Source organism: Rhodoferax sp. SPJ21, assembly GCF_058216335.1.
In genome coordinates, this window is the sequence record NZ_JBYZMO010000001.1 from 1553895 (window position 1) to 1573538 (window position 19644).

A 19644-nucleotide genomic window follows, 5' to 3' on the forward strand; every position below is an offset into this window, starting at 1 on the left:
TAGATGAGCAACAGCTTCACCCGTCTGGGCTCAGCCAACGGCTACGACCAGGCATTGCGCAACCTGAGCAGCCGCTATGCCCAGCTCTCGTCGCTGCAAGAAAATGTGACCTCCGGCAAGAAGATCTTGCGCGCCAGCGACGACCCCACCGGGGCCGGCCAGGCCGAGCGCGCCACCACCCGCATTGAACGTATCAAGACGGAAGCCCGCGCCCTGAACAACCAGGTCAGCTCTATCAGCCAGGCAGAGTCCACCCTGGGTAAAGCCAGCAACCTGCTCACCTCCTTCCGAGACCTGGTGGCACAGGCAGGCAACGGTGCCAACAGCCCGGCCGAACGAGTAACCATCGCCAACCAACTGACCAGCATCCGGGACGAACTGCTGACCCTGGCCAACACCAAGGACAGCAACGGCATGCCACTATTCAACGGCCTGGGCAGTGCGGCCACACCGTTCCAGACCAGCGCCGATGGCGTGGTACCAGACCCTGACTACAGCTTCAACGGACTGCCAGGCCAGACCTCGGCCACCACGGTCGCCATCCCCTACGCGCTGGATGGCCGCGCGACCTGGATGGACGTACCGCAGGGCAATGGTGTGTTCAACATCAGCTTGGGCAGCACCAATACCGGTACCGCGTTTTCCGATGTGGGCACCGTGGTGGACGCCACTCTGACGGCCGCCCAGGGCACCGACTACACCATCAACTTCACCGCCCCCGTGCCCCCTGCCACTGGCGCCACCACCTACACGGTGACCAATAACACCACGGCCACAACCTCGGCGGCCCAGACCTACACGGCCGGCCAGGCCATCACCATGGGCGGCATCTCCATGGTGGTGCGCGGTGCGCCAGGCAACGGCGACACGCTGGACGTCAACGCCAATGTGCTGGCCAACCGGCCCAGCATCTTCAGCGTGCTGGACCGCACCATCGACTCCATGTATGCCAAGAACCCAGCGGGCGTCACCACCACCACCGGCGCCAAGAGCACCGACGCCAATTTCAACCAGGAACAGGCCATCTCCCTGGCACAGATCGACAACAGCCTGGCCAAGATCAGCGCCAGCCGTGGCCACGCGGGCGACCTGCTGAACCGGGCCGACCGCATCACCGACGCGCAAACCCTCAAGTCCACACAGGCCGAGAGTGACCGCTCTAACGCGGAAGACATCGACATGTACGCCGCCGTGGCCGACCAGAAGAACCAGCAAACCGCCTACCAGGCCGCCCTGCAGTCCTACGCATCGATACAAAAGCTGTCACTGTTCAACTACATCAGCTGAGCCTTATGCCATGAACGCCACCGTGCTGGGCAGCGTCAGCCTGGGATACCGGCCACTGTGGGACCGGCGCCGCGCGCTATCGGCGGTGCAATTGTTCATAGAAACACGGCCCGACACCGCCGTAGATGCCGCCCACCTGCTCGCCGCCCTGCAGGAACAGGGCGACGCGAGCACCCCACCCTGGCTCCTCTCCCCCAAGTCACCCGAGCTACTGCGCGACCTGCTGGACCAGGCCAGCGGCAGCCGGCACTGGATAGAAGTGCGCGGCGACTGGCTACAAGCCCCCGCCATCAGCGACCGCGTGCAGCGCGCGCACCGGCGCGGCCTGCGCATGGTGTGGCGCGGCGAGGCCGATCTGCTGCCCGGTGGCGCGCTAGAGCGCTGCTTTTTCACCCACCTGCTCTACCTGTCGCCCCAGGCCGCGCTGAGCGCCTTGCAAACCGCAGCGCGCAAGCGGGCCGGTGCCCAAGGCGCGCTGCACAGCCCGGTGCAGGCTGGCCAAATGTACGAAGGCATTGCCAGCCGCCTGCTGATGGAGCATTGCCTGGACCAGCAAAACGCCGCCGCGCTGCTGGGCTGGCCGGACGAAGACATCCTCTACGCCCTGCAGCACAAGGCCACCGGCCCGGACCGCCAGGCCGTGCTGCAAATGATCCGCGCCGTGGACGAAGACCGCAGCACCGAGCACATTGAGTCCCTGCTGTGCGCCGAGCCCATACTCACCTTCCGCTTTCTGGCCTATGCCAACTCGGCCTCTGTGGGCCTGCGCAACACCATCGAATCGGTGCGCCACGGCCTGATGATGCTGGGCCTGCAGGCGCTGCGCCGCTGGTTGTATGAAATCTTGCCCGGCGCCTCCAGCGACCCGAATCTGCGGCCGGTCAAAGCCTCCATCGTGCTGCGCGCCAAGCTGATGGAGCACCTGATGCACGCTGGCGCCGAGCAAGAGCTCAGCCGCGAGATCTACCTCTGCGGCCTGTTCTCGCAAATTGACGTGCTGATGGGCGAGCCCCTGGGCACGGCGCTGCACCGGGTGCCGCTGTCCAGCCGCATCTACGCGGCCACGCTGCACGGCAGTGGCCCCTACGCGCCCCTGCTGCAGATTGCCTGCGCACTGGAAAACGGCCACGGCACCGCCACCCGGGCGCTCTGCCACCAGCTGGGCATGCCGCTGGAGGACGTGAACCGCGCCCTGCTGCGCACCCTGGCCGCGCTGAAGCTCGCCGCCTAAGCCGGCCCCATGCACCGAGGTGGCGCCTACCGCGCCTGCCATGCGTCCCTTGAGAATATATACAAAAAGATGCTCTAGCGCATACAAGAACTACGCCACAAGCTATATAAAACATAGCAATTCAAAACCATAGATTCCAGCAGCATGGCGCACTCGCACATATATGGTGCGGTTCTTGCTTTGTTTTGGCGCATGCCTGTGCAATTCGGCTCTGGCGCACCAAAACAAAACAATTCATCTCTTGAGGAAGCTATGGAAGCACTAAAACAGGGCGCAGACGCCTTGTTCATTCTGCTCGGCGGCATCATGGTCCTGGCCATGCACGCCGGTTTCGCATTTTTAGAACTCGGTACGGTTCGCAAGAAGAACCAGGTCAATGCACTGGTCAAGATCATGGTGGACTTCTCGGTATCCACCGTGGCGTATTTCGTGGTGGGCTACGCCGTGGCTTATGGCACCTCGTTTTTCATCGGCGCCGAGCAGTTGGCCGCGCGCAATGGCTACGAGCTGGTGAAGTTCTTCTTCCTGCTGACCTTCGCAGCCGCCATTCCGGCCATCATCTCCGGCGGCATCGCCGAGCGGGCGCGCTTCTGGCCGCAGCTGATCGCTACCTCGGTCATCGTCGGCTTTGTCTACCCCTTCTATGAAGGCATTGCCTGGAACCAGCATTTCGGCGTGCAGGCCTGGCTGAAAGCCACCACCGGCGCCGAGTTCCATGACTTTGCCGGCTCCGTCGTGGTGCACGCCCTGGGCGGCTGGCTGGCGCTGCCGGCCGTGCTGCTGCTAGGTGCGCGCAGCAACCGCTACCGCAAGGACGGCAGCCTCAGCGCCCATCCGCCATCGAACATCCCCTTCCTGGCGCTGGGCGCCTGGATTCTCTGCGTGGGCTGGTTTGGCTTCAACGTGATGAGCGCGCAAACGCTGGACAAGATCTCCGGCCTGGTGGCGGTGAATTCGCTGATGGCCATGGTGGGCGGCACGCTGGTGGCACTGGTGCTGGGCCGCAACGACCCCGGCTTTGTGCACAACGGCCCGCTGGCCGGCCTGGTCGCCGTGTGCGCCGGCTCCGACCTGATGCACCCGCTAGGCGCGCTGGTGGTGGGCGGCGTGGCCGGCGCCATCTTTGTGCAAATGTTCACCCTGACGCAGAACAAATGGAAGATCGACGACGTGCTGGGCGTGTGGCCGCTGCACGGCCTGTGCGGCACCTGGGGCGGCATCGCGGCGGGCATATTTGGCAGCAAAGCCCTGGGTGGCATGGGCGGTGTCAGCCTGTCGGCGCAGCTGATAGGCACGGCGATGGGCGCGGGCTGGGCTCTGCTGGCTGGCACCGTGGTCTACGGCGCGCTCAAAGCCACCATGGGCTTGCGCCTGTCGGCCGAAGAAGAGTTTGACGGCGCCGACCTGTCCATCCACAAGATCGGCTCCACACCTGACCGCGAAGCCAGCTGGTAGCGGCTTGGCCCCGGAGCCTGCGGGAGGCTCCTGCCACGCGCTAGTGCAAAAAGCTGGCCGGTGCGTCGTGGGACGATTTGAACTTGCCCTGCCAGCCAGCCCGCGAATGGGACTTGGCCGGGGAATTCTTGGCGCGCCGCTCCACCAGGGGGTGCAACTGCTCGTCCTGCCGCCGCTTGTCCAACTCGGCCTTGAGCTGCACCACGACCGCATCAGCCTCTCCATACCGGCTGCGAAGGTCGTCCAAGAGGTTATCCAAACCGAATGCGCGTGTAGCCATAAGTCCACCCCCATGAAAAGTAGCGGACGCCAGTGTAGGTTGGATGCCCCGCCCATGGGTAACAAACTGCAGCCCATGCCATCCACACAGCCCCGAATTCCACGAAGTTTGATGCGCGTCAAACTGCGCACCTGTGCGCTCTTCGCTACGCCTGAAGCCTACGAAAATACATAGAGAAAAGTACCTCCAGCGCAGTAAATACATGCGCAAGAAGCTACATAAGTCATAGCAAATACAGCCAGCACGCGCACCATGCCGGCCGCAGCTTAAATTTTGCCCGCAGGGCCAAACACCACGCGCTGCACCCGGTAGCCGTGCCGGGCCATCCAGGCCGGAATACCGGTGGGGCCCACCATGTGCAGGCTGCCAACTGCGGCGAAGACGGCTTTGCCCTGCCCATGCAGACGGTCTATGGCCTGGGCCATGCCGAGGTTGCGGTCGTCCAGCAGGGCTTTCATTGCGCGACGTTCGCGGTCGTTCTTCGGCAAGCATTCGCACCAGGCCTTGTAGCCCTGCAAAGTGGCGTGATCGGACTCGGCCCACATGCGCACCATGCGCAAAGCGATGCGCCGTGCCTTGCCAGAAGCCATATCGTCCAATTGCTCCTGGACGCCCTCGTTGCGCTCCTCGGCATTGGTGGCCAGCAGCAAGCGCACCTGGTCTTGCGGTGTTTCCAGCCCCACCACCGGCATGGCGCGCGCGTGGGCGGTGGCGGCCAGCTGGACGTCTGCGCCCCAATCGCCCGCATATCCGTCGGCGCGCAGCATGCCGATGGCCAAGGTGGCCACCTGCATTTCCGGCGCAAACATGTCGCTCACAGCGGGGGGCAGGCAGGCTTGGGCCATGGCTTGGCGCAGCCGCGCCTCCAAGGAGGGAGCCAGCACCTGGTCGGGCTGGCGCGCCAAGCCGGCCATCAGGGCCTGGACGGTGGCGGGCACAGCGTCCATTTCCAGCGCCAGCTGCTGGCTCGCGTCCAGCGCGGCCTGGGTCTGCGGACCTGGCCGGGCCCACTCGGGTTTGCCGATATGCATGGTGCCGTACAGGTAGGAGGTGTGGCCGCCCTTGCTGATACGCCACAGAAAACCACGGTCGCGCACCGGGCTGTCTGGCGTGGCCACCAGCGCTGGGTAGCGGCTGGCGCAGTCGGCGAGCGCTTCGTCTGCGCTGGACGGCTGGGCCCAGGCCAGCAGCGGAGCCATCAGGCAGGCCGCCAAAGCGGCACACAGGAAACGGTGCAGTGGAACTCTTAAAAGCATCGCGCCAGCATATCAAGTGCCATTGCGCACCCGCTCGAACACCCGCCAGAAAGCCGCGTCCTGGGTGCTGGCGAAGTTGATGCGCATCAGGCTGCTGGGTGGGCGAGCCAGGTGAAACAGCCCGCCCGGCGCCAGCATATAGCCCGCGTCCAGCATGCGCTGCGACAGGGCATCGGTATCCACGCCGGTATCTACCCAGCCAAACAGGCCTGCGGGTTCGGACGCAAACGTGCAGCCCGCCGCCAGCGCCAGACGCACGCTGCGGGTACGGGCCTGGTCCAGCCGGGTACGCACCCGCTCGGCGTGGCGGCGCAGCTGGCCCTGGTCTATGCACCAGGCCAGCGCCTTTTCCAGCAAAGCCGGGGTGGTCAGGGTGGCCAGTAGCTTGGTGTCCAGCAGGCGCTCGACCAGCGCCTCGGGCGCGGCCAGGTAGCCCACGCGCCAACCCGGCGCCAGGATTTTGGAGAACCCGCTGGCGTACAGCGTGCGCTGCAGGCCGTCCAGCACACACAGGCGGGTGGCGTGCTCGGGCGCCAGGTGGCTGTAGGTGTCGTCCTCGACGATGTAGAAGTTATGCGCGTTGGCCAACGTCAGCACCCGGTGCGCGCTGCCCGGCGTCAGGCAGTAGCCAGTGGGGTTGTGCAGCACACTGACGCTGACGAACAGCTTCGGGCTGTGCGCCTCGCAGTAGCGCGCCATCACCGCCAGGTCCGGCCCCTCGGCGTTGCGCGGCACCGGCAGCATGCGCATGCCCATGGCTTCGAGCCGGGCAAACTCGACCGCCCAGCCGGGCTCTTCCACCATCACATAGTCGCCAGCGCGCAGCAAGGCGCGGCTGACGATGTCCAGCGCATGGGTAGCGCCCACGGTGGTGATGATCTGCTCGGGCGCGGCCGGTATGTGCAGGCCGGCCAGCTTTTGCGACAGGGTCTTGCGCAGGCCCAGGTCGCCCGCCGGCTCGCCGTAGCGCAGGGTGAAGTCGGCCGTACCGGCCGCCACGCGGCGCACCGCAGCGGGCATGAAGTTGTTCACCAGCCAGTCGGGCGGCAGCACGCCCATGCCGGGCTGGGGCTTGTCGCTGTCGCCATGGAACATGCCGCGCATCAGGGCTGCCGCATCGATGGGCCGGCGCGCCACCCGGCTTGCTCCTGAATCCGTAGCATCTAGCGCAGATGAATCCTGCGCCTGAGCCGTTTCCCGCACATAAAAACCACGGTTCTTGCGGGCCTCTACCAGGCCCAGGGCCAGCAGCCGGTCGTAGGCCGCCACCACGGTGGACGCGCTCACCTGGTGCTGCTGCGCGCACTGCCGCACCGAGGGCAGGCGCGCCCCGCCGGCCAGAAGGCGGCTGCGGATGCGCTCGGCGAAATGGCTGGCGAGCTGCTCGGTCAAAGACTGGGATGCGGCTTTCATGAGCATGGAGAACCCCTTTCCAAAGACGGTGGCAGACAGCTAACCCAGGTCTGTGCTGCCTTTCTTATCAATACAGTTAAAGAACTGACGCCATAAAGTGTACTGCTAGTGTGCTGGTATTGCCACTACATTGAATGCCCACTCCAGGTCCAAACGCCATGTCTACCCCGCACAGCACCGTACTGCACACCGCACCTGCCTCGCTCAGTGCCGCCGAAAAACGCGGCCTGTGGCTGGGCCTGCTGGGGGTGGTGATTTTTGCGCTGACCCTGCCGATGACGCGCCTGGCCGTGGGTACGCCGGCCGATCCACAAATGTCCGGCGTGTTTATTGCCATGGCACGCGCCGCTGCGGCGGGCCTGCTGTCCATCGCCTTTTTGCTCGCCACACGGGCCCCGCTGCCGCAGCGCGCCGACTGGTGGCCGCTGGCCCTGACCGCCTCGGGCGCGGTGTTCGGCTTCCCGCTGCTGACCTCCATCGCCATGCGGCATGTGGAAGCGGTACACGCCAGCGTGATCATCGGTGTGCTGCCGCTGACCACTGCCGCCGCCGGTGCGCTGCTGCACCGCCAACGCCCATCCAAAGGCTTCTGGCTGTGTGCAGCCCTGGGCAGCGCGCTGGTGGTGGGCTTTGCGATGCTGCGCTCGGGCAGCGGCTTGTCCATACAGTCCGCCGATGTGCTGCTGTTGCTGGCCATGCTATTTGGCGCCGTAGGCTACGGCTTCGGCGGCCTGCTGTCGCGGCGCATGCGGGCCGACCATGTGATTTGTTGGGCGCTGGTGATCTCGCTGCCGCTGACCGTGCCCGGCGCGGCGATCACCTGGCCAGCGGCCGCACTGCAGCCCACCAGCTGGCTGGCATTTGGCTACCTGGCGGTGTTCTCGCAGTGGCTGGGCTTCTTCGCCTGGTACCGGGGCCTGGCGCTGGGCGGCACGGTGCGCGTCAGCCAGGTGCAGCTGGTGCAGCCGTTTTTGAGCATGCTGTTCGCCGTGCCGCTACTGGGCGAAAGGCTGGACGTGGTGACCGTGGGCTTCGGCCTGGCGGTGATCGCCGTGGTCTTCATCGGCAAGCGCATGCCCGTTCACTGATGGTTCTGGAGACACCATGAGCACCCAACTCTTCTTCGCGCTGACGCTGTTTGCCTTCGTCAGCTCTATCACCCCCGGCCCGAACAACCTGATGCTGCTGGCCTCGGGCGTGAACCACGGTTTTCGCGCTACGCTGCCGCATATGGCGGGGGTGTCGATCGGCTTCTTCATTCTGCTGGCTTCGGTCGGCCTGGGGCTGGGCCTGCTGTTTGAACAAGTGCCACAGCTCTACCTGGTGTTGAAATGGCTGGGCACGGCCTATCTGCTGTACCTTGCCTGGGGCGTGGCCACTGCCGGCGCGCCCCAAGACGCCGAGGCCAGCCACCCCATCAGCTTCTGGGGCGCGGCCGGCTTCCAGTGGGTCAACCCCAAAGCCTGGGTGATGGCGGTAGGTGCATTTAGCAGCTATGTGCCGGCCCACAGCAGCCGCGCGCTGGTCTTGGCCGCAGCCGCCTGGTTTGCGATTGTCGGCATACCCGCCATCAGCCTGTGGGCCTTCTCGGGCAGCCGCCTGCGCCACTGGTTGCGCATACCCCACTACCGGCGCATTTTCAACGGTTTGATGGCAGTTTTGCTGGTTGCCTCGCTCGCGCCCATGCTGTCCTAGCCGACAATCTGACTTACCTCGAAACGTAACCACCTGCCGTGCTGTACGGCCCCTTGAAAGAGCACCATGAGCATCCCCGCGAACCCCTGGCATCTGGCCGCCCGCACCGAGAAGATGAACTCCTCGGCCATCCGCGAAATCCTCAAGGTCACCGAACGTCCCGGCATCATCAGTTTTGCCGGCGGCCTGCCCTCGCCCAAGACCTTCCCGGTAGCCGAATTCGCCGCTGCCTGCGAAAAGGTGCTGCACGAAGACGGCCGGGGCGCATTGCAATACGCCGCCAGCGAAGGCTACGGCCCGCTGCGCGAGATCGTCGCCGCCCAGCTGCCCTGGAACGTGGAGCCCGCCCAGGTGCTGATCACCACCGGCTCGCAGCAAGGCCTGGACCTGCTGGGCAAGGTGCTGATCGACAAGGACAGCAAGGTGCTGGTGGAGACCCCCACCTACCTGGGCGCGCTGCAGGCCTTTGCCCCGATGGAGCCCAAGGTGGTCAGCGTGGCCAGCGATAGCGAGGGCGTAGACCTGGACGACCTTTCCCGCAAATCTGACAACGGCCGCTTCTTCTACGTGCTGCCCAACTTCCAGAACCCCACTGGCCGCACCATGACCGAAGCCCGTCGCGCCGCCCTGGTGGAGCGCGCCGCCGCACTCGGCCTGCCCCTGGTCGAAGACAACCCCTACGGCGACCTGTGGTTCGACGCGCCACCGCCCGCGCCGCTGACCGCCCGCAACCCCGAGGGCTGCGTCTACATGGGCTCGTTCTCCAAGGTGCTGGCGCCCGGCCTGCGCCTGGGCTATGTGATCGCCCCCAAGGCGCTGATGCCCAAGCTGCTGCAGGCCAAGCAGGCCGCCGACCTGCACAGCCCCAGCTTCAACCAGCGCATGGTGGTGGCGGTGATGCAAGACGGCTTCCTGGCCCGCCATGTACCCACCATCCGCACCCTGTACAAGGCCCAGCGCGACGCCATGCTGGCCGCCATGGCCCGTGAAATGCCTGCCGGCGTGACCTGGAACACGCCCGACGGCGGCATGTTCCTGTGGGCCCGCCTGCCCGAAGGCATCCACGCCGTGGACCTGCTGCCCAAGGCGGTGGACCAGGGCGTGGCCTTTGTGCCCGGCACCGCCTTCTACGCCGACAACGCCGACCCGCACACCATGCGCCTGTCCTTTGTGACCGCCAGCGTCGAGCAAATCAATATTGGCATCAAGGCCCTGGCCGCGGCCATTCGCGCCCTCTAAACTCGCACCCAATCCCCCTCTCCCCCGGCGGGGGGGACTGGGGGACACCACCGACAGCCACTCTGAAACACCCGCCATGTCCGCACTGCAACGCCCTTTCCAGCAAGTCGATGTTTTCACGCCCACCCCCTACCAGGGCAACCCCCTGGCGGTGGTGATGGACGGCACAGGTCTGAGCGAGGCGCAGATGCTGCGCTTTGCCAACTGGACCAATCTGTCGGAGACCGCCTTTCTGCTGCCGCCCACGCCCGAGGGCCGGGCCGCTGGCGCCGATTACCGGGTGCGCATCTTCAGCCCCATCGACGAAATGCGCTTTGCCGGCCACCCCACGCTGGGCAGTTGCCACGCCTGGCTGCAGGCCGGCGGCCAGCCGAACACAGCGGGTGTGGTGGTGCAGGAATGCCAGGTTGGCCTGGTGCGCATCCGCCGCCGCGACAGCCGCCTGTTCTTTGCCGCGCCGCCGCTCAAACGCAGTGCCCCCAGCCCTATGCTGCTGGCCCAGCTGGCCGCCGCCCTGGGCCTGAAGGCGCGCGACGTGGTGGCCGCGCAGATGCTGGACAACGGCTCGCCCTGGCTGGGCCTGCTGCTGGACAGCCCGCACACCGTGCTGCAGCTCAAGCCCGACCAGCTGGCGCTGAAGAACCTGGGCCACAAGGTCGGCGTGGTGGGCATCTACCCCACGGAAGACGCGGCGCCGCCACTGATAGTGCGCTCGAACCGCGAGGCCCGCGCCTTTGGCAAGACGGCCCCGGCCAGCGCGCCTGAGCCGCACCTGGAAGTGCGCGCCTTTGGTGCCCCGGTGGGCATTCTGGAAGACCCGGTGACCGGCAGCCTGAACGCCAGCCTGGCCCAGTGGCTGATCGCCGACGGCTACGCGCCCGAGGAATACCTGGTGTCCCAAGGCAGCTGCCTGGACCGCGCCGGCCGCATCCACATCGAACGCGATGCGCAGGGCCAGGTATGGGTGGGCGGCGAGTCAGTCACCTGCGTCAGTGGCAGCGTGCTGCTCTAGCCAAACGCTAGGTTTTTAATAGCTACCAGCGCAGGTAATACCTGCGCCAGCGGCCTTTTTTATTTATGGAGCCTGCCATGCCCACTCGCCCATTCCAGCAAGTCGATGTATTCACCGCCACGCCCTACCAGGGCAACCCGCTGGCCGTGGTACTGGACGGCACGGACCTCAGCGACGCCGAGCTGCAGCGCTTCGCCAACTGGACGCATCTGTCCGAAACCACCTTTCTGCTACCGCCCACACCTGAGGGCCGCGCAGCCGGTGCCGACTACCGGGTGCGCATCTTCGATCCGGTGAGCGAGCTGCGCTTTGCCGGCCACCCCACGCTGGGCAGCTGCCACGCCTGGCTGCAAGCCGGAGGCCAGCCGCAGCAGCCGGGCCTGGTGGTGCAGGAATGCCAGGTCGGCCTGGTGCGCATCCGCCGCGACGGCAGCCGTCTGCAGTTTGCCGCGCCGCCTATGCAACGCAGCACGCTGACACCGGCGCTCATGGCGCAGATCACCGCGGCCCTCGGGCTCAAACCCCTACAGTTGTTAGCCGCGCAAATGCTGGACAACGGCCTGCCCTGGCTGGGCCTGCTGCTGGACAGCCCGCAGACCGTGCTGGCACTGGAGCCCGACCACATGGCGCTGAAAAACACCGGCATCTGCGTCGGCGTGGCCGGCATCCACACCGCGCCAGCCGACCCGCTGCTGGAGGTACGCGCCTTTGCCGCCGCCGTCGAGGTGCCCGAAGACCCGGTCACCGGCAGCCTGAACGCCAGCCTGGCCCAGTGGTTGATCGCCGACGGCTTTGCCCCTACCCAGTACCAGGCCGCCCAGGGCACACGCCTGAACCGCCAGGGCCGGGTGCACGTCTACCAGGACGCAGGCGGCCAGGTGTGGGTGGGCGGAGACTCCGTCACCTGCATCGAAGGCCGGGTGCTCTTGTAGTCCGCGTACAAACACCACGCCACACGGGCCGGGGCAATGGATATAGTCTGCCAAGATAAAGAACCCACGATCGGCTCAGATGCAACCTGTTCATGGCAACCCAATGGCTGTCACCGGCATTTTTGACCTGTCGGTCATCATCAGCACCTACAACCGCTCAGCCGACCTGCGCCGCATGCTGGACGCTTTGGCCCGCAACCGCACCGGGCCAGACCTGCGCTGGGAGGTACTGGTCGCGGACAACGCCTCCAGCGACAACACCGCCGCCGTGCTGCAGGACTTTGCCGCTACCGCGCCCATGGCCGTGATGGCCCTGTATGAGCCGAGGCGTGGCAAAGCCAATGGGCTGAACCAGGCGCTGGGCCTGGCGCGCGGCGACGTAGTGGCTTTCATTGACGACGACATCCTCGTCGCCGACGACTGGGTGGCCACGGTGGTGGCGCATTTCCACACACACCCGGCTGCGCAATGCATAGGCGGGCGGGTCGAGCTGCACGATCCGCTGGACGCGCCGGTCACCATCAAGCGATCCCTGCAAGCCAGTCGCACCAAGCTCGCCGGTTTCAGTCCGGACAACATTCCCATCATCGGCTGCAATATGGCCTTCCGGGCCGACTGGCTGCGTAGCCTGGGCCGCTTCGACACCAATATCGGCCCCGGCAGCGCCATCGGTGTGGCCGAAGACCTGGACATGCTGTACCGCGTCGTGCGTGCTGGCGGGCTGATCGAGTACGTGCCCGGCCTGCTGGTCCAGCACAACCATGGCCGGCGTACACCGGAGCAGTTGCGCGGGTTGTACGCCGGCTATTACGCCGGGCGAGGCGCGTTCTATGCCAAGTACATATTGCGCCGTGATGCCCTGGTGATGCGCTGGGCCTACTGGGAGGCCCGCAAGCTGCTGCGTCCGCACACAGAGCCTATGCGCCAGGGCCTGTACCGCCGCTCTCGCCTGCACAGTCTGCTGCAGCTGGGCCGAGGGGCGTTGCGCTACCTGAGACTGGCCCAGGACAAGAGCCAGGCCTGATCTGACGCTGGACTTGCGCCGCCTGGGCCTGAACGCTAGCGCCTGCCTGTTCGCATCGCCCAAAACCGGCGACAGCAACTTCGTTAACGCCTTCAGGCAGAACGTGCCCGACTACGACGCGTTCAACGATGCGCACGACATGGTGCCCCAGTTGCCGCCCTTCGACATACTGCACTGCACCCGATACCGCGACCTGCTGCAGGCCAAGATCTTCGACGGCGACATTGCCTGCGCCAAATGCATGTTGGGTAAAAATCCCTGGGCCAATTATTGCTATCAAAAAAGAAGCTACCCGCGCTTATTCCACCTGCGCTAGAGCGCCAAAATCCTTGCAATTTTTAAGTCCACAAACACAGGCGCCGCTGCTGGCGCACAATCGGGGCCGCATCCGCCCCACCGACGCCAGCACCGCATGAGCAAGACTTTTGTAGACGCCAACTACCGCTTCATGGCCGCTTACCAAGAGGTAAACGCCCGCATCGTCCAACGCCAGCAGGCACTGGCCCTGTATGTCACCTTGGTGGTCAGCCTGCTGGCAGCGCTGGTGGCCCTGCGGCCCACGCCTGGCGCACCACCTGCCCCCATCGAATGGCTGATCCTGGGCTTTCCGGTGGCGTCGATCTGCCTGGCCCTGCTGAACTACAAGGCCGAGCGCGCCATCACCAACCTGCGCACCTTTCTGTGCGCCATGGAACAGCTGGAGGATGCACACCTGCAGCTGCCCAGCTACAACACCGAGCCACGCTGGTCGTCCAGCGCCAACAAAGCGCGCCGCTTCCACGACTGGGCCACCACCATGCTGGCCGCTGGCGGCAATGCCATTGGCCTGGGGGCCGCCTGGAAGATCTACCCCCTGCGCCTGGCCGACGCTGCCCCGTTCTTCTACGGCAGCATCGCCCTGGCCCTGCTCTCGCTGGCCGTACTGTGGATTACGCCGCAGTGGAGCTACAGCCCGAACAAGGGCTAAGCGCACATGCTAGCTGCGCCAGCAGCTACCAAAACCATAGCAAATACCATGTGCCTGATCGCATTCCAGTGGCAACCCGGCGCCACCGCCCCGCTGACCATCGCCGCCAACCGCGACGAGTTCTATGTCCGCCCCACCCTCACTCTGCACCACTGGGCCGAAAGCCCCATCATCGCCGGCCAGGACCTGCAAGGCGGCGGCACCTGGATGGGCCTGCACGCACCCAGTGGCCGGCTGGCCGCACTCACCAACTACCGCGACCCCAGCCGGCACAACCCCCATGCCCCGTCACGCGGCGGCATCGTCACCGCTTTCTTACACGGCCAGCAAACCGCCGAGGAATTTGCGCAAGCCCTGGCCGCCGAATCCGACGGCTACAACCCCTTCAACCTGCTGCTGTTCGACGGCCAGCATCTGCGCGCGTTTGAAAGCCGGCAGCGCAGGCACTTTGCCCCCGCCCCCGGCGTGCACGCCGTATCGAACGCCGACTTCAACACCCCCTGGCCCAAGCTGCAGCACCTGCGTAGCGGCTTCGCCCAAGCTGTGCACACCCACCACGCCGCCGATGCCGCCGACCTCGGCCCCGCGCTGGAAGCCGCCCTCTGGCCGCTGCTGGCAGACACCCACGTAGCCGACGACGCGGACCTGCCCAGCACGGGCATCCCCCTGGAACTGGAGCGCGGCCTGTCGCCCGCATTTATCCAACTGCCGCATTACGGCACCCGCGCCAGCACCCTGGTGCACTGCGCGCGGGACAGGGTGACGCTGGTGGAGCGCAGCTTTGGCGCCGGCGGAGTGCAGGCGATGGCGGGCGAGATCCGGGTGGTGTGCCCTACAGGAACCGAGAACCAGCCAGCGCCATGAAAGCAAGGTGCCTTACGCTGCGAACGTAGTAGGGGCCTATGCCGCGCCCCTCCGGGACCGGCACCCTCCCCTCAAGCCATCTGGCTGATCGTCTTGCGAAACCGTGCCAGAGCGGCAAAGAAGAACACCGTGCCGATCACCAGAATGGCCAGCAGCTGCGGCCAGACCACGGGCAGGCCGGCCCCCCGGTACAAAATAGCCTGGCCCACCGAAACGAAATGGGTGGTGGGGGCCAGCAGCATCACGTTTTGCACCAATGCGGGCATGCTTTCGCGTGGCGTAGCCCCGCCGGACAACATCTGCAGCGGCAGCAGCACCAAGACCAGCAGCATGCCGAACTGCGGCATGGACCGCGCCAAGGTAGCCAAAAAAATACCCAGGGATGTCGTGGCAAACAGGTGCAGCGCAGCCGCCAGCATGAACAAAGCCACCGACCCCTCGATCGGCACGCCCAGCGCGCCCTGCACCACAAACACCAAGGCTGTCAGCGCAGCCAGCAGCACCACCAGGCCCATGGACCACACCTTGGCCAGCATGATCTCGGTGGGCGTGACCGGCATCACCAGCAGATGCTCCAGCGTGCCGTGTTCACGTTCGCGTATCAGCGCCGCACCGGTGAGGATGATGGACAGCATGGTGACGTTGTTGATGATCTCCATCAAGGCCCCAAACCAGGCTTGCTCCAGATTCGGGTTGAAGCGCATGTGCAGCACCAGGTCTACCGGCGCCACCGCAGTGCTGCGGTAGCGCTGCACAAATTCAGTCACCTCGCTGCTCACGATCTGCTGGATATAGCCACTGCCGGTGAACGCCTGGCTCATCAGCGTGGCGTCCACATTCAGCTGCACTGCAGGGGACTGCCCAGCCAGCACGTCACGCTGGAAGTTGGGCGGAATGTCCAGCACAAAGGTGTACCGGCCGCTGTCCATGCCCGCATCCACTTCGGCTAGCGACACCATGGCGGGGGGCTTGAAGTGCGGTGGGTAGAAGCTTGCGATGATGCGCGCCGACAGCGGCGAACCATCCTCGTCCACGATGGCAATCGGCGCGTTGTGCAGGCTCTCGGGCATGGCCGTGGCCGCCACATAGATCGACAGGGTGAAGGTGTAGGCGATCAGCACCAGCATCATCGGGTCGCGCACCAGGCTCCACAGTTCCTTCACACCCAGGCGGTAGATATTGGGTATGCGCATTCAGCGGGCCTGCTTTTTCAACAGCCCAATGGCCGTGACCAGGATGACCGGCACGGCCAGTAGCAAAGGCCAGAACGATGAACCCAGGTTGGAGAAATCCAGCGCCTTGTTGAACACGCCCCGGCAGATGGTCAAGAAATGCGCGGCGGGATAGATGTGCCCAACCATCGCCCCCACGCCTTCGAGCGAGGACACAGGATTGGTCAAGCCCGCAAACTGCACGCAGGGGATGATGGTGCCGATCATGGTCACGAATATCGCAGCGATCTGGCTCTTGGTGAACGTGGAGGCCAGCAGGCCAATGCCGGTGGAGCTGACCACAAACACCAGTGCCGCGACCGTCAGCGTGGCAAAGCTGCCTTTGATGGGCACGTCAAACACGGTCACCGCCAGCGCCGCCATCAAGAAGAAGTTGAACATGGCCAGGCCGATGTAGGGCAGCTGCTTGCCCAGCAAAAACTCGCTGCGGGTGACTGGGGTGACGTAGAGGTTGATGATGGAGCCCATCTCTTTCTCGCGCACCACCGACAGCGCCGTCAGCATGGCCGGGATCATCATCAGCAGCATAGGGATCACCGCCGGCACCATGGCGGGCAGGCTTCGGACATCCGGGTTGTAGCGGTAGCGGGTCTCGATACTGGCGGGCGCTGCCACCGACTGGCCGAGCCTATGGGTTGCCATGTCGGCCAGCCAGGTGGCGTGCATGGCCTGCACATAGCCGCGCACGGTTTCGGCCCGTACAGGCATGGCGCCATCGACCCAGGCGCCCATTTGCACCGGGGTACCGCGCTCAATGTCGCGGCCGAAACCGTGGGGTATTTCAATGGCCAGCGACAGCTCGCCGCTGCGCATGCGCTGGTCCAGTTCGGCATAGCTGGCAATGGCGGGCTTCTCGATGAAGTAGCGCGAACCCGAGAGGTTGAGCGCATAGTTCTGGCTCAGTGCCGTTTGGTCCTGGTCCATCACAGCGTAGGAGAGGTTCTCTACATCCAGGTTGATGCCGTAGCCCATGATGCACATCAAAAATGCCGTGCCCAGCAGCGCCAGTGCGGCGCGCACCGGGTCGCGCTGCAGCTCCAGCGACTCGCGCAAGGTGTAGCTCCAGGCGCGTGCAAAGCTGAAGCCGCGTAGGCGGGTCGCGGCTCTGGCAGTCTTCGCGGGCTGTGGCGCTGCGTCGGCCTGGGGTGCAGGAGGTTCGGGAGGTTCGGGAGGTGCGGCCTCTTCCAGGTAGGCGATGAAAGCCTGCTCCAGATTCTCGGTGCCACGCTTTTGCACCAGGCCGGCCGGGCTGTCGGTCACCAGCACGCGGCCGGCGTGCATCAGCGAGATGCGGTCGCAGCGCTCGGCCTCGTTCATGAAATGGGTGGAGATGAAGATCGTCACCAGGTCGTTGCGGGCCAGGTCGATCATCAGCTGCCAGAACATGTCGCGGGCCACCGGGTCCACGCCGGAGGTGGGTTCGTCCAGAATCAGCAGCTCGGGTTTGTGCACCATGGCCACCGCCAAAGACAGGCGCTGGCGTATGCCCAGCGGCAGGCTTTCGGGCAGGCTGTTTTGCACCTCGCGCAGGTTAAAGCGCTGCACCATGGCGTCCACGCGGGCCGGAATATCGGCCTCGGCCACCTGGAACAGGCGCGCATGCAGCACCAGGTTTTGTTGGACTGTGAGCTCGCCATACAGCGAGAACGCCTGCGACATATAGCCCACGCGCCTGCGGGTGGCGATGTCCTTGGGGTTCACCTTGCTGCCAAACAGCAGGGCCTGGCCTTCGGTAGCGGGCAGCAGGCCGGTCAGCATCTTCATGGTGGTGGATTTGCCGCAGCCGTTGGAGCCCAGAAAACCAAAAATCTCTCCGCGCCGGATGCGAAAGTCCACCTTGTCCACGGCCAGAAAATCGCCAAAGCGCATGCTCAAGCCCTGGGCTTCAATCGCGATCTCGGGCTGGGTTGTTTCCACCAGCGGCGGCACATGGATGGCATGGTGGTCGTGCCGCTGGGCCTCGGGCAGCAGGGCGATGAAGGCCGCTTCCAGCGTCTCGGTGCCGGTGCGTGCGCGCAGTTCGGCGGGCGCGCCTTGGGCCAGTATGCAGCCGGCATCCATGGCCACCAGCCAGTCAAAGCGGTCGGCCTCTTCCATGTAGGCGGTGGCCACCACCACGCTCATGCCAGGGCGGTCGCTGCGGATGCTGTCGATCAGATCCCAGAACTGGCGACGCGATAGCGGGTCCACACCGGTGGTGGGCTCGTCCAGAACCAGCAGGTCGGGGTCGTGGATCAACGCGCAGCACAGGCCCAGCTTCTGCTTCATGCCGCCGGAGAGCTTGCCCGCTGGCCGCGACAGAAACGCTTGCAGCCCGGTGCTGCGCGTCAGGCTGTCGATGCGGCGGCGGCGCTCGGCGCTGTTGTGGCCAAACAGGCGGCCAAAGAACTGCAGGTTTTCCTCCACCGACAAGGTGGGGTAGAGGTTCTTGCCCAGGCCTTGCGGCATGTAGGCAATGCGCGGGCACACACTGTTGCGGTGCGCGGTGCTGGCCATGTCGCCATTCAGCACCTCTACCTGGCCCTGCTGCACCGCACGCGCGCCGGCCAGCAAAGACAGCAGGCTGGACTTGCCCACGCCGTCCGGCCCGATCAGCCCCACCATGCATCCGGCGGGCAGGTCCAGCGTGATGTCGATCAGTGCCTGCGTCTTACCGTAGTGCAGATGGACGTTTGCCAGCCGCGCAACCGGGGCAGCCGTCACTGCGGCACCTTGACGGTCAACTCCGCAGGCCATGCGCTTTGTGCGTCGGTTTTGATCCAGGCCATGCCGGGCACGCCGGTCTTCACCTGCTGCAGGTGTTTTTGCAGCAAGGCGGGGTCGATTTGCGCCTTCACACGGAACATCAGCTTTTGCCGTTCACTGGCGGTTTCCACCGTCTTCGGGGTGAACTGCGCGGTGCTGGCCACAAACGAGATCTTGCTGGGAATCACATACTGCGGTGCGGCGTCCAGCACCAGGTGCACTTCGCTGCCCAGGCCCAGCCGGCCGGCACTGGCCTCGGGCACGAAGAAGGTCATGTAGACGTCGGACAGGTCCACCAGGCTGAGCACCTTGCCGCCGGCGGCCACCACCTCGCCCGGCTGGGCAATGCGGTATTGCACCCGGCCCGCACGCGGTGCGGTCAAGGCGCTGTCGTCCATGTCGGCCTGGATACGCACCACCGTGGCGTTGGCGGCCAGCACGGCAGAGCGCGCGGCAGTCACCTGGGTTTCGGCGGCGGCGACTGCGGCACTGGCGGCGGCCACCTGGGCGCGGGCGGCATCTACCGCCGCCTGCACGCTGCGCACGCGGGCGCGGTCGTCGTCCAGTTCCTGTTCAGACGAAGCACCTTCGCGGGCCAGGATTTGCGAGCGCTGCAGACGCAGTTGCGCTGCGTCGAACTCGCTCATGCGCTGCGCCACCACGGCCTGTGCAGCCTGGCGGTCGCTGGCGCGCATGGCCACCTGGGCCACTGCGGTGTCAATGCCGGTCACGGCCTGCTGCGCACGGGCGCGGGCTTCATCGCGCTGGGCTTCCAGCGTTTGCACTTGCATATGGCCAAGTACTTGCCCGGCCTGCACCAACTCGCCTTCGTCGACCAGCAGGTCTTGCACACGGCCTCCGAGCTTGGCCGCCACGTTGATCTCGGTGGCTTCTATGCGCCCATTGCTGCTGACAAAGCCCGGGCCGGGGCCCTTCGGGTGCAGCATGTTCCAGACAAAGTAGCCGGCGGCCGCCAGCGCGGCCACGGCGGCTGCAGCCAACAGCCAGGGTT

The 19644-nt window shown here is 65.6% G+C and carries 18 protein-coding genes; 12 read left to right on the forward strand and 6 right to left on the reverse strand.

Going from position 1 to position 19644, the window contains the following annotated elements; genetic code table 11:
• The first annotated feature begins 3 nt into the window (after window positions 1-3).
• From flgL to AC4BBN_RS07130, 3 genes are all read left to right on the forward strand, one after another.
• Complete coding sequence (gene flgL, locus AC4BBN_RS07120; protein ID WP_490591242.1) at window positions 4-1287, forward strand: flagellar hook-associated protein FlgL; 1284 nt, start codon at window positions 4-6, stop codon at window positions 1285-1287.
• 10 nt (window positions 1288-1297) lie between these two features.
• Window positions 1298-2518, forward strand: coding sequence for an HDOD domain-containing protein (locus tag AC4BBN_RS07125; protein ID WP_490591243.1), 1221 nt, complete (start codon window positions 1298-1300; stop codon window positions 2516-2518).
• A gap of 252 nt (window positions 2519-2770) precedes the next feature.
• Window positions 2771-3973, forward strand: coding sequence for an ammonium transporter (locus AC4BBN_RS07130; protein WP_490591244.1), 1203 nt, complete (start codon window positions 2771-2773; stop codon window positions 3971-3973).
• A gap of 40 nt (window positions 3974-4013) precedes the next feature.
• Here AC4BBN_RS07130 and AC4BBN_RS07135 read toward each other — a convergent pair whose 3' ends face one another.
• The 3 genes from AC4BBN_RS07135 to AC4BBN_RS07145 form a co-directional block, all read right to left on the reverse strand.
• Complete coding sequence (locus tag AC4BBN_RS07135) at window positions 4014-4220, reverse strand: hypothetical protein (RefSeq protein ID WP_490591245.1); 207 nt, start codon at window positions 4218-4220, stop codon at window positions 4014-4016.
• Window positions 4221-4519: 299 nt separating this feature from the next.
• Window positions 4520-5509 carry a TraB/GumN family protein gene (locus AC4BBN_RS07140; RefSeq protein ID WP_490591246.1) on the reverse strand — a complete coding sequence of 330 codons (990 nt, stop codon included), beginning with the start codon at window positions 5507-5509 and terminating at the stop codon, window positions 4520-4522.
• A 12-nt stretch (window positions 5510-5521) separates the two neighbouring features.
• Window positions 5522-6928, reverse strand: coding sequence for an aminotransferase-like domain-containing protein (locus tag AC4BBN_RS07145; protein WP_490591247.1), 1407 nt, complete (start codon window positions 6926-6928; stop codon window positions 5522-5524).
• 152 nt (window positions 6929-7080) lie between these two features.
• On the opposite strand from AC4BBN_RS07145, the gene AC4BBN_RS07150 reads away from it, so the two are divergent.
• From AC4BBN_RS07150 to AC4BBN_RS07190, 9 genes are all read left to right on the forward strand, one after another.
• Window positions 7081-8010 (forward strand): DMT family transporter, encoded by a 930-nt coding sequence (locus AC4BBN_RS07150; RefSeq protein WP_490591248.1) that lies wholly within the window; start codon window positions 7081-7083, stop codon window positions 8008-8010.
• Window positions 8011-8026: 16 nt separating this feature from the next.
• Entirely contained in the window at window positions 8027-8617 is a 591-nt protein-coding gene (locus tag AC4BBN_RS07155; protein WP_490591249.1) for a LysE family translocator, read from the forward strand.
• Between the two features lie 66 nt (window positions 8618-8683).
• Window positions 8684-9856 carry an aminotransferase-like domain-containing protein gene (locus AC4BBN_RS07160; protein WP_490591250.1) on the forward strand — a complete coding sequence of 391 codons (1173 nt, stop codon included), beginning with the start codon at window positions 8684-8686 and terminating at the stop codon, window positions 9854-9856.
• A gap of 76 nt (window positions 9857-9932) precedes the next feature.
• Window positions 9933-10868, forward strand: coding sequence for a PhzF family phenazine biosynthesis protein (locus tag AC4BBN_RS07165; protein WP_490591251.1), 936 nt, complete (start codon window positions 9933-9935; stop codon window positions 10866-10868).
• 77 nt (window positions 10869-10945) lie between these two features.
• Entirely contained in the window at window positions 10946-11800 is an 855-nt protein-coding gene (locus AC4BBN_RS07170) for a PhzF family phenazine biosynthesis protein (protein ID WP_490591252.1), read from the forward strand.
• A gap of 103 nt (window positions 11801-11903) precedes the next feature.
• Window positions 11904-12824 carry a glycosyltransferase family 2 protein gene (locus tag AC4BBN_RS07175; RefSeq protein ID WP_490591253.1) on the forward strand — a complete coding sequence of 307 codons (921 nt, stop codon included), beginning with the start codon at window positions 11904-11906 and terminating at the stop codon, window positions 12822-12824.
• Between the two features lie 13 nt (window positions 12825-12837).
• Window positions 12838-13140, forward strand: a complete 303-nt coding sequence (locus tag AC4BBN_RS07180) for a hypothetical protein (protein WP_490591254.1) — start codon at window positions 12838-12840, stop codon at window positions 13138-13140.
• A 96-nt stretch (window positions 13141-13236) separates the two neighbouring features.
• The gene (locus tag AC4BBN_RS07185) at window positions 13237-13791 is read left to right on the forward strand and encodes a hypothetical protein (RefSeq protein ID WP_490591255.1); all 555 of its coding nucleotides are present in this window, start codon (window positions 13237-13239) and stop codon (window positions 13789-13791) included.
• A 48-nt stretch (window positions 13792-13839) separates the two neighbouring features.
• Window positions 13840-14655, forward strand: a complete 816-nt coding sequence (locus AC4BBN_RS07190; protein ID WP_490591256.1) for an NRDE family protein — start codon at window positions 13840-13842, stop codon at window positions 14653-14655.
• Between the two features lie 71 nt (window positions 14656-14726).
• On the opposite strand, the gene AC4BBN_RS07195 is transcribed toward AC4BBN_RS07190, so the two are convergent.
• From AC4BBN_RS07195 to AC4BBN_RS07205, 3 genes are read right to left on the reverse strand one after another with little or no spacing between them, the layout of a single operon-like run.
• On the reverse strand, window positions 14727-15848 hold the full coding sequence (locus AC4BBN_RS07195; protein ID WP_490591257.1) for an ABC transporter permease: 1122 nt from the start codon (window positions 15846-15848) through the stop codon (window positions 14727-14729).
• Complete coding sequence (gene rbbA / locus AC4BBN_RS07200) at window positions 15849-18623, reverse strand: ribosome-associated ATPase/putative transporter RbbA (protein ID WP_490591258.1); 2775 nt, start codon at window positions 18621-18623, stop codon at window positions 15849-15851.
• Window positions 18587-19579, reverse strand: coding sequence for an HlyD family secretion protein (locus tag AC4BBN_RS07205; protein WP_490591406.1), 993 nt, complete (start codon window positions 19577-19579; stop codon window positions 18587-18589). The genes rbbA and AC4BBN_RS07205 overlap by 37 nt, the downstream gene beginning before the upstream one ends.
• Window positions 19580-19644 lie beyond the last annotated feature (65 nt).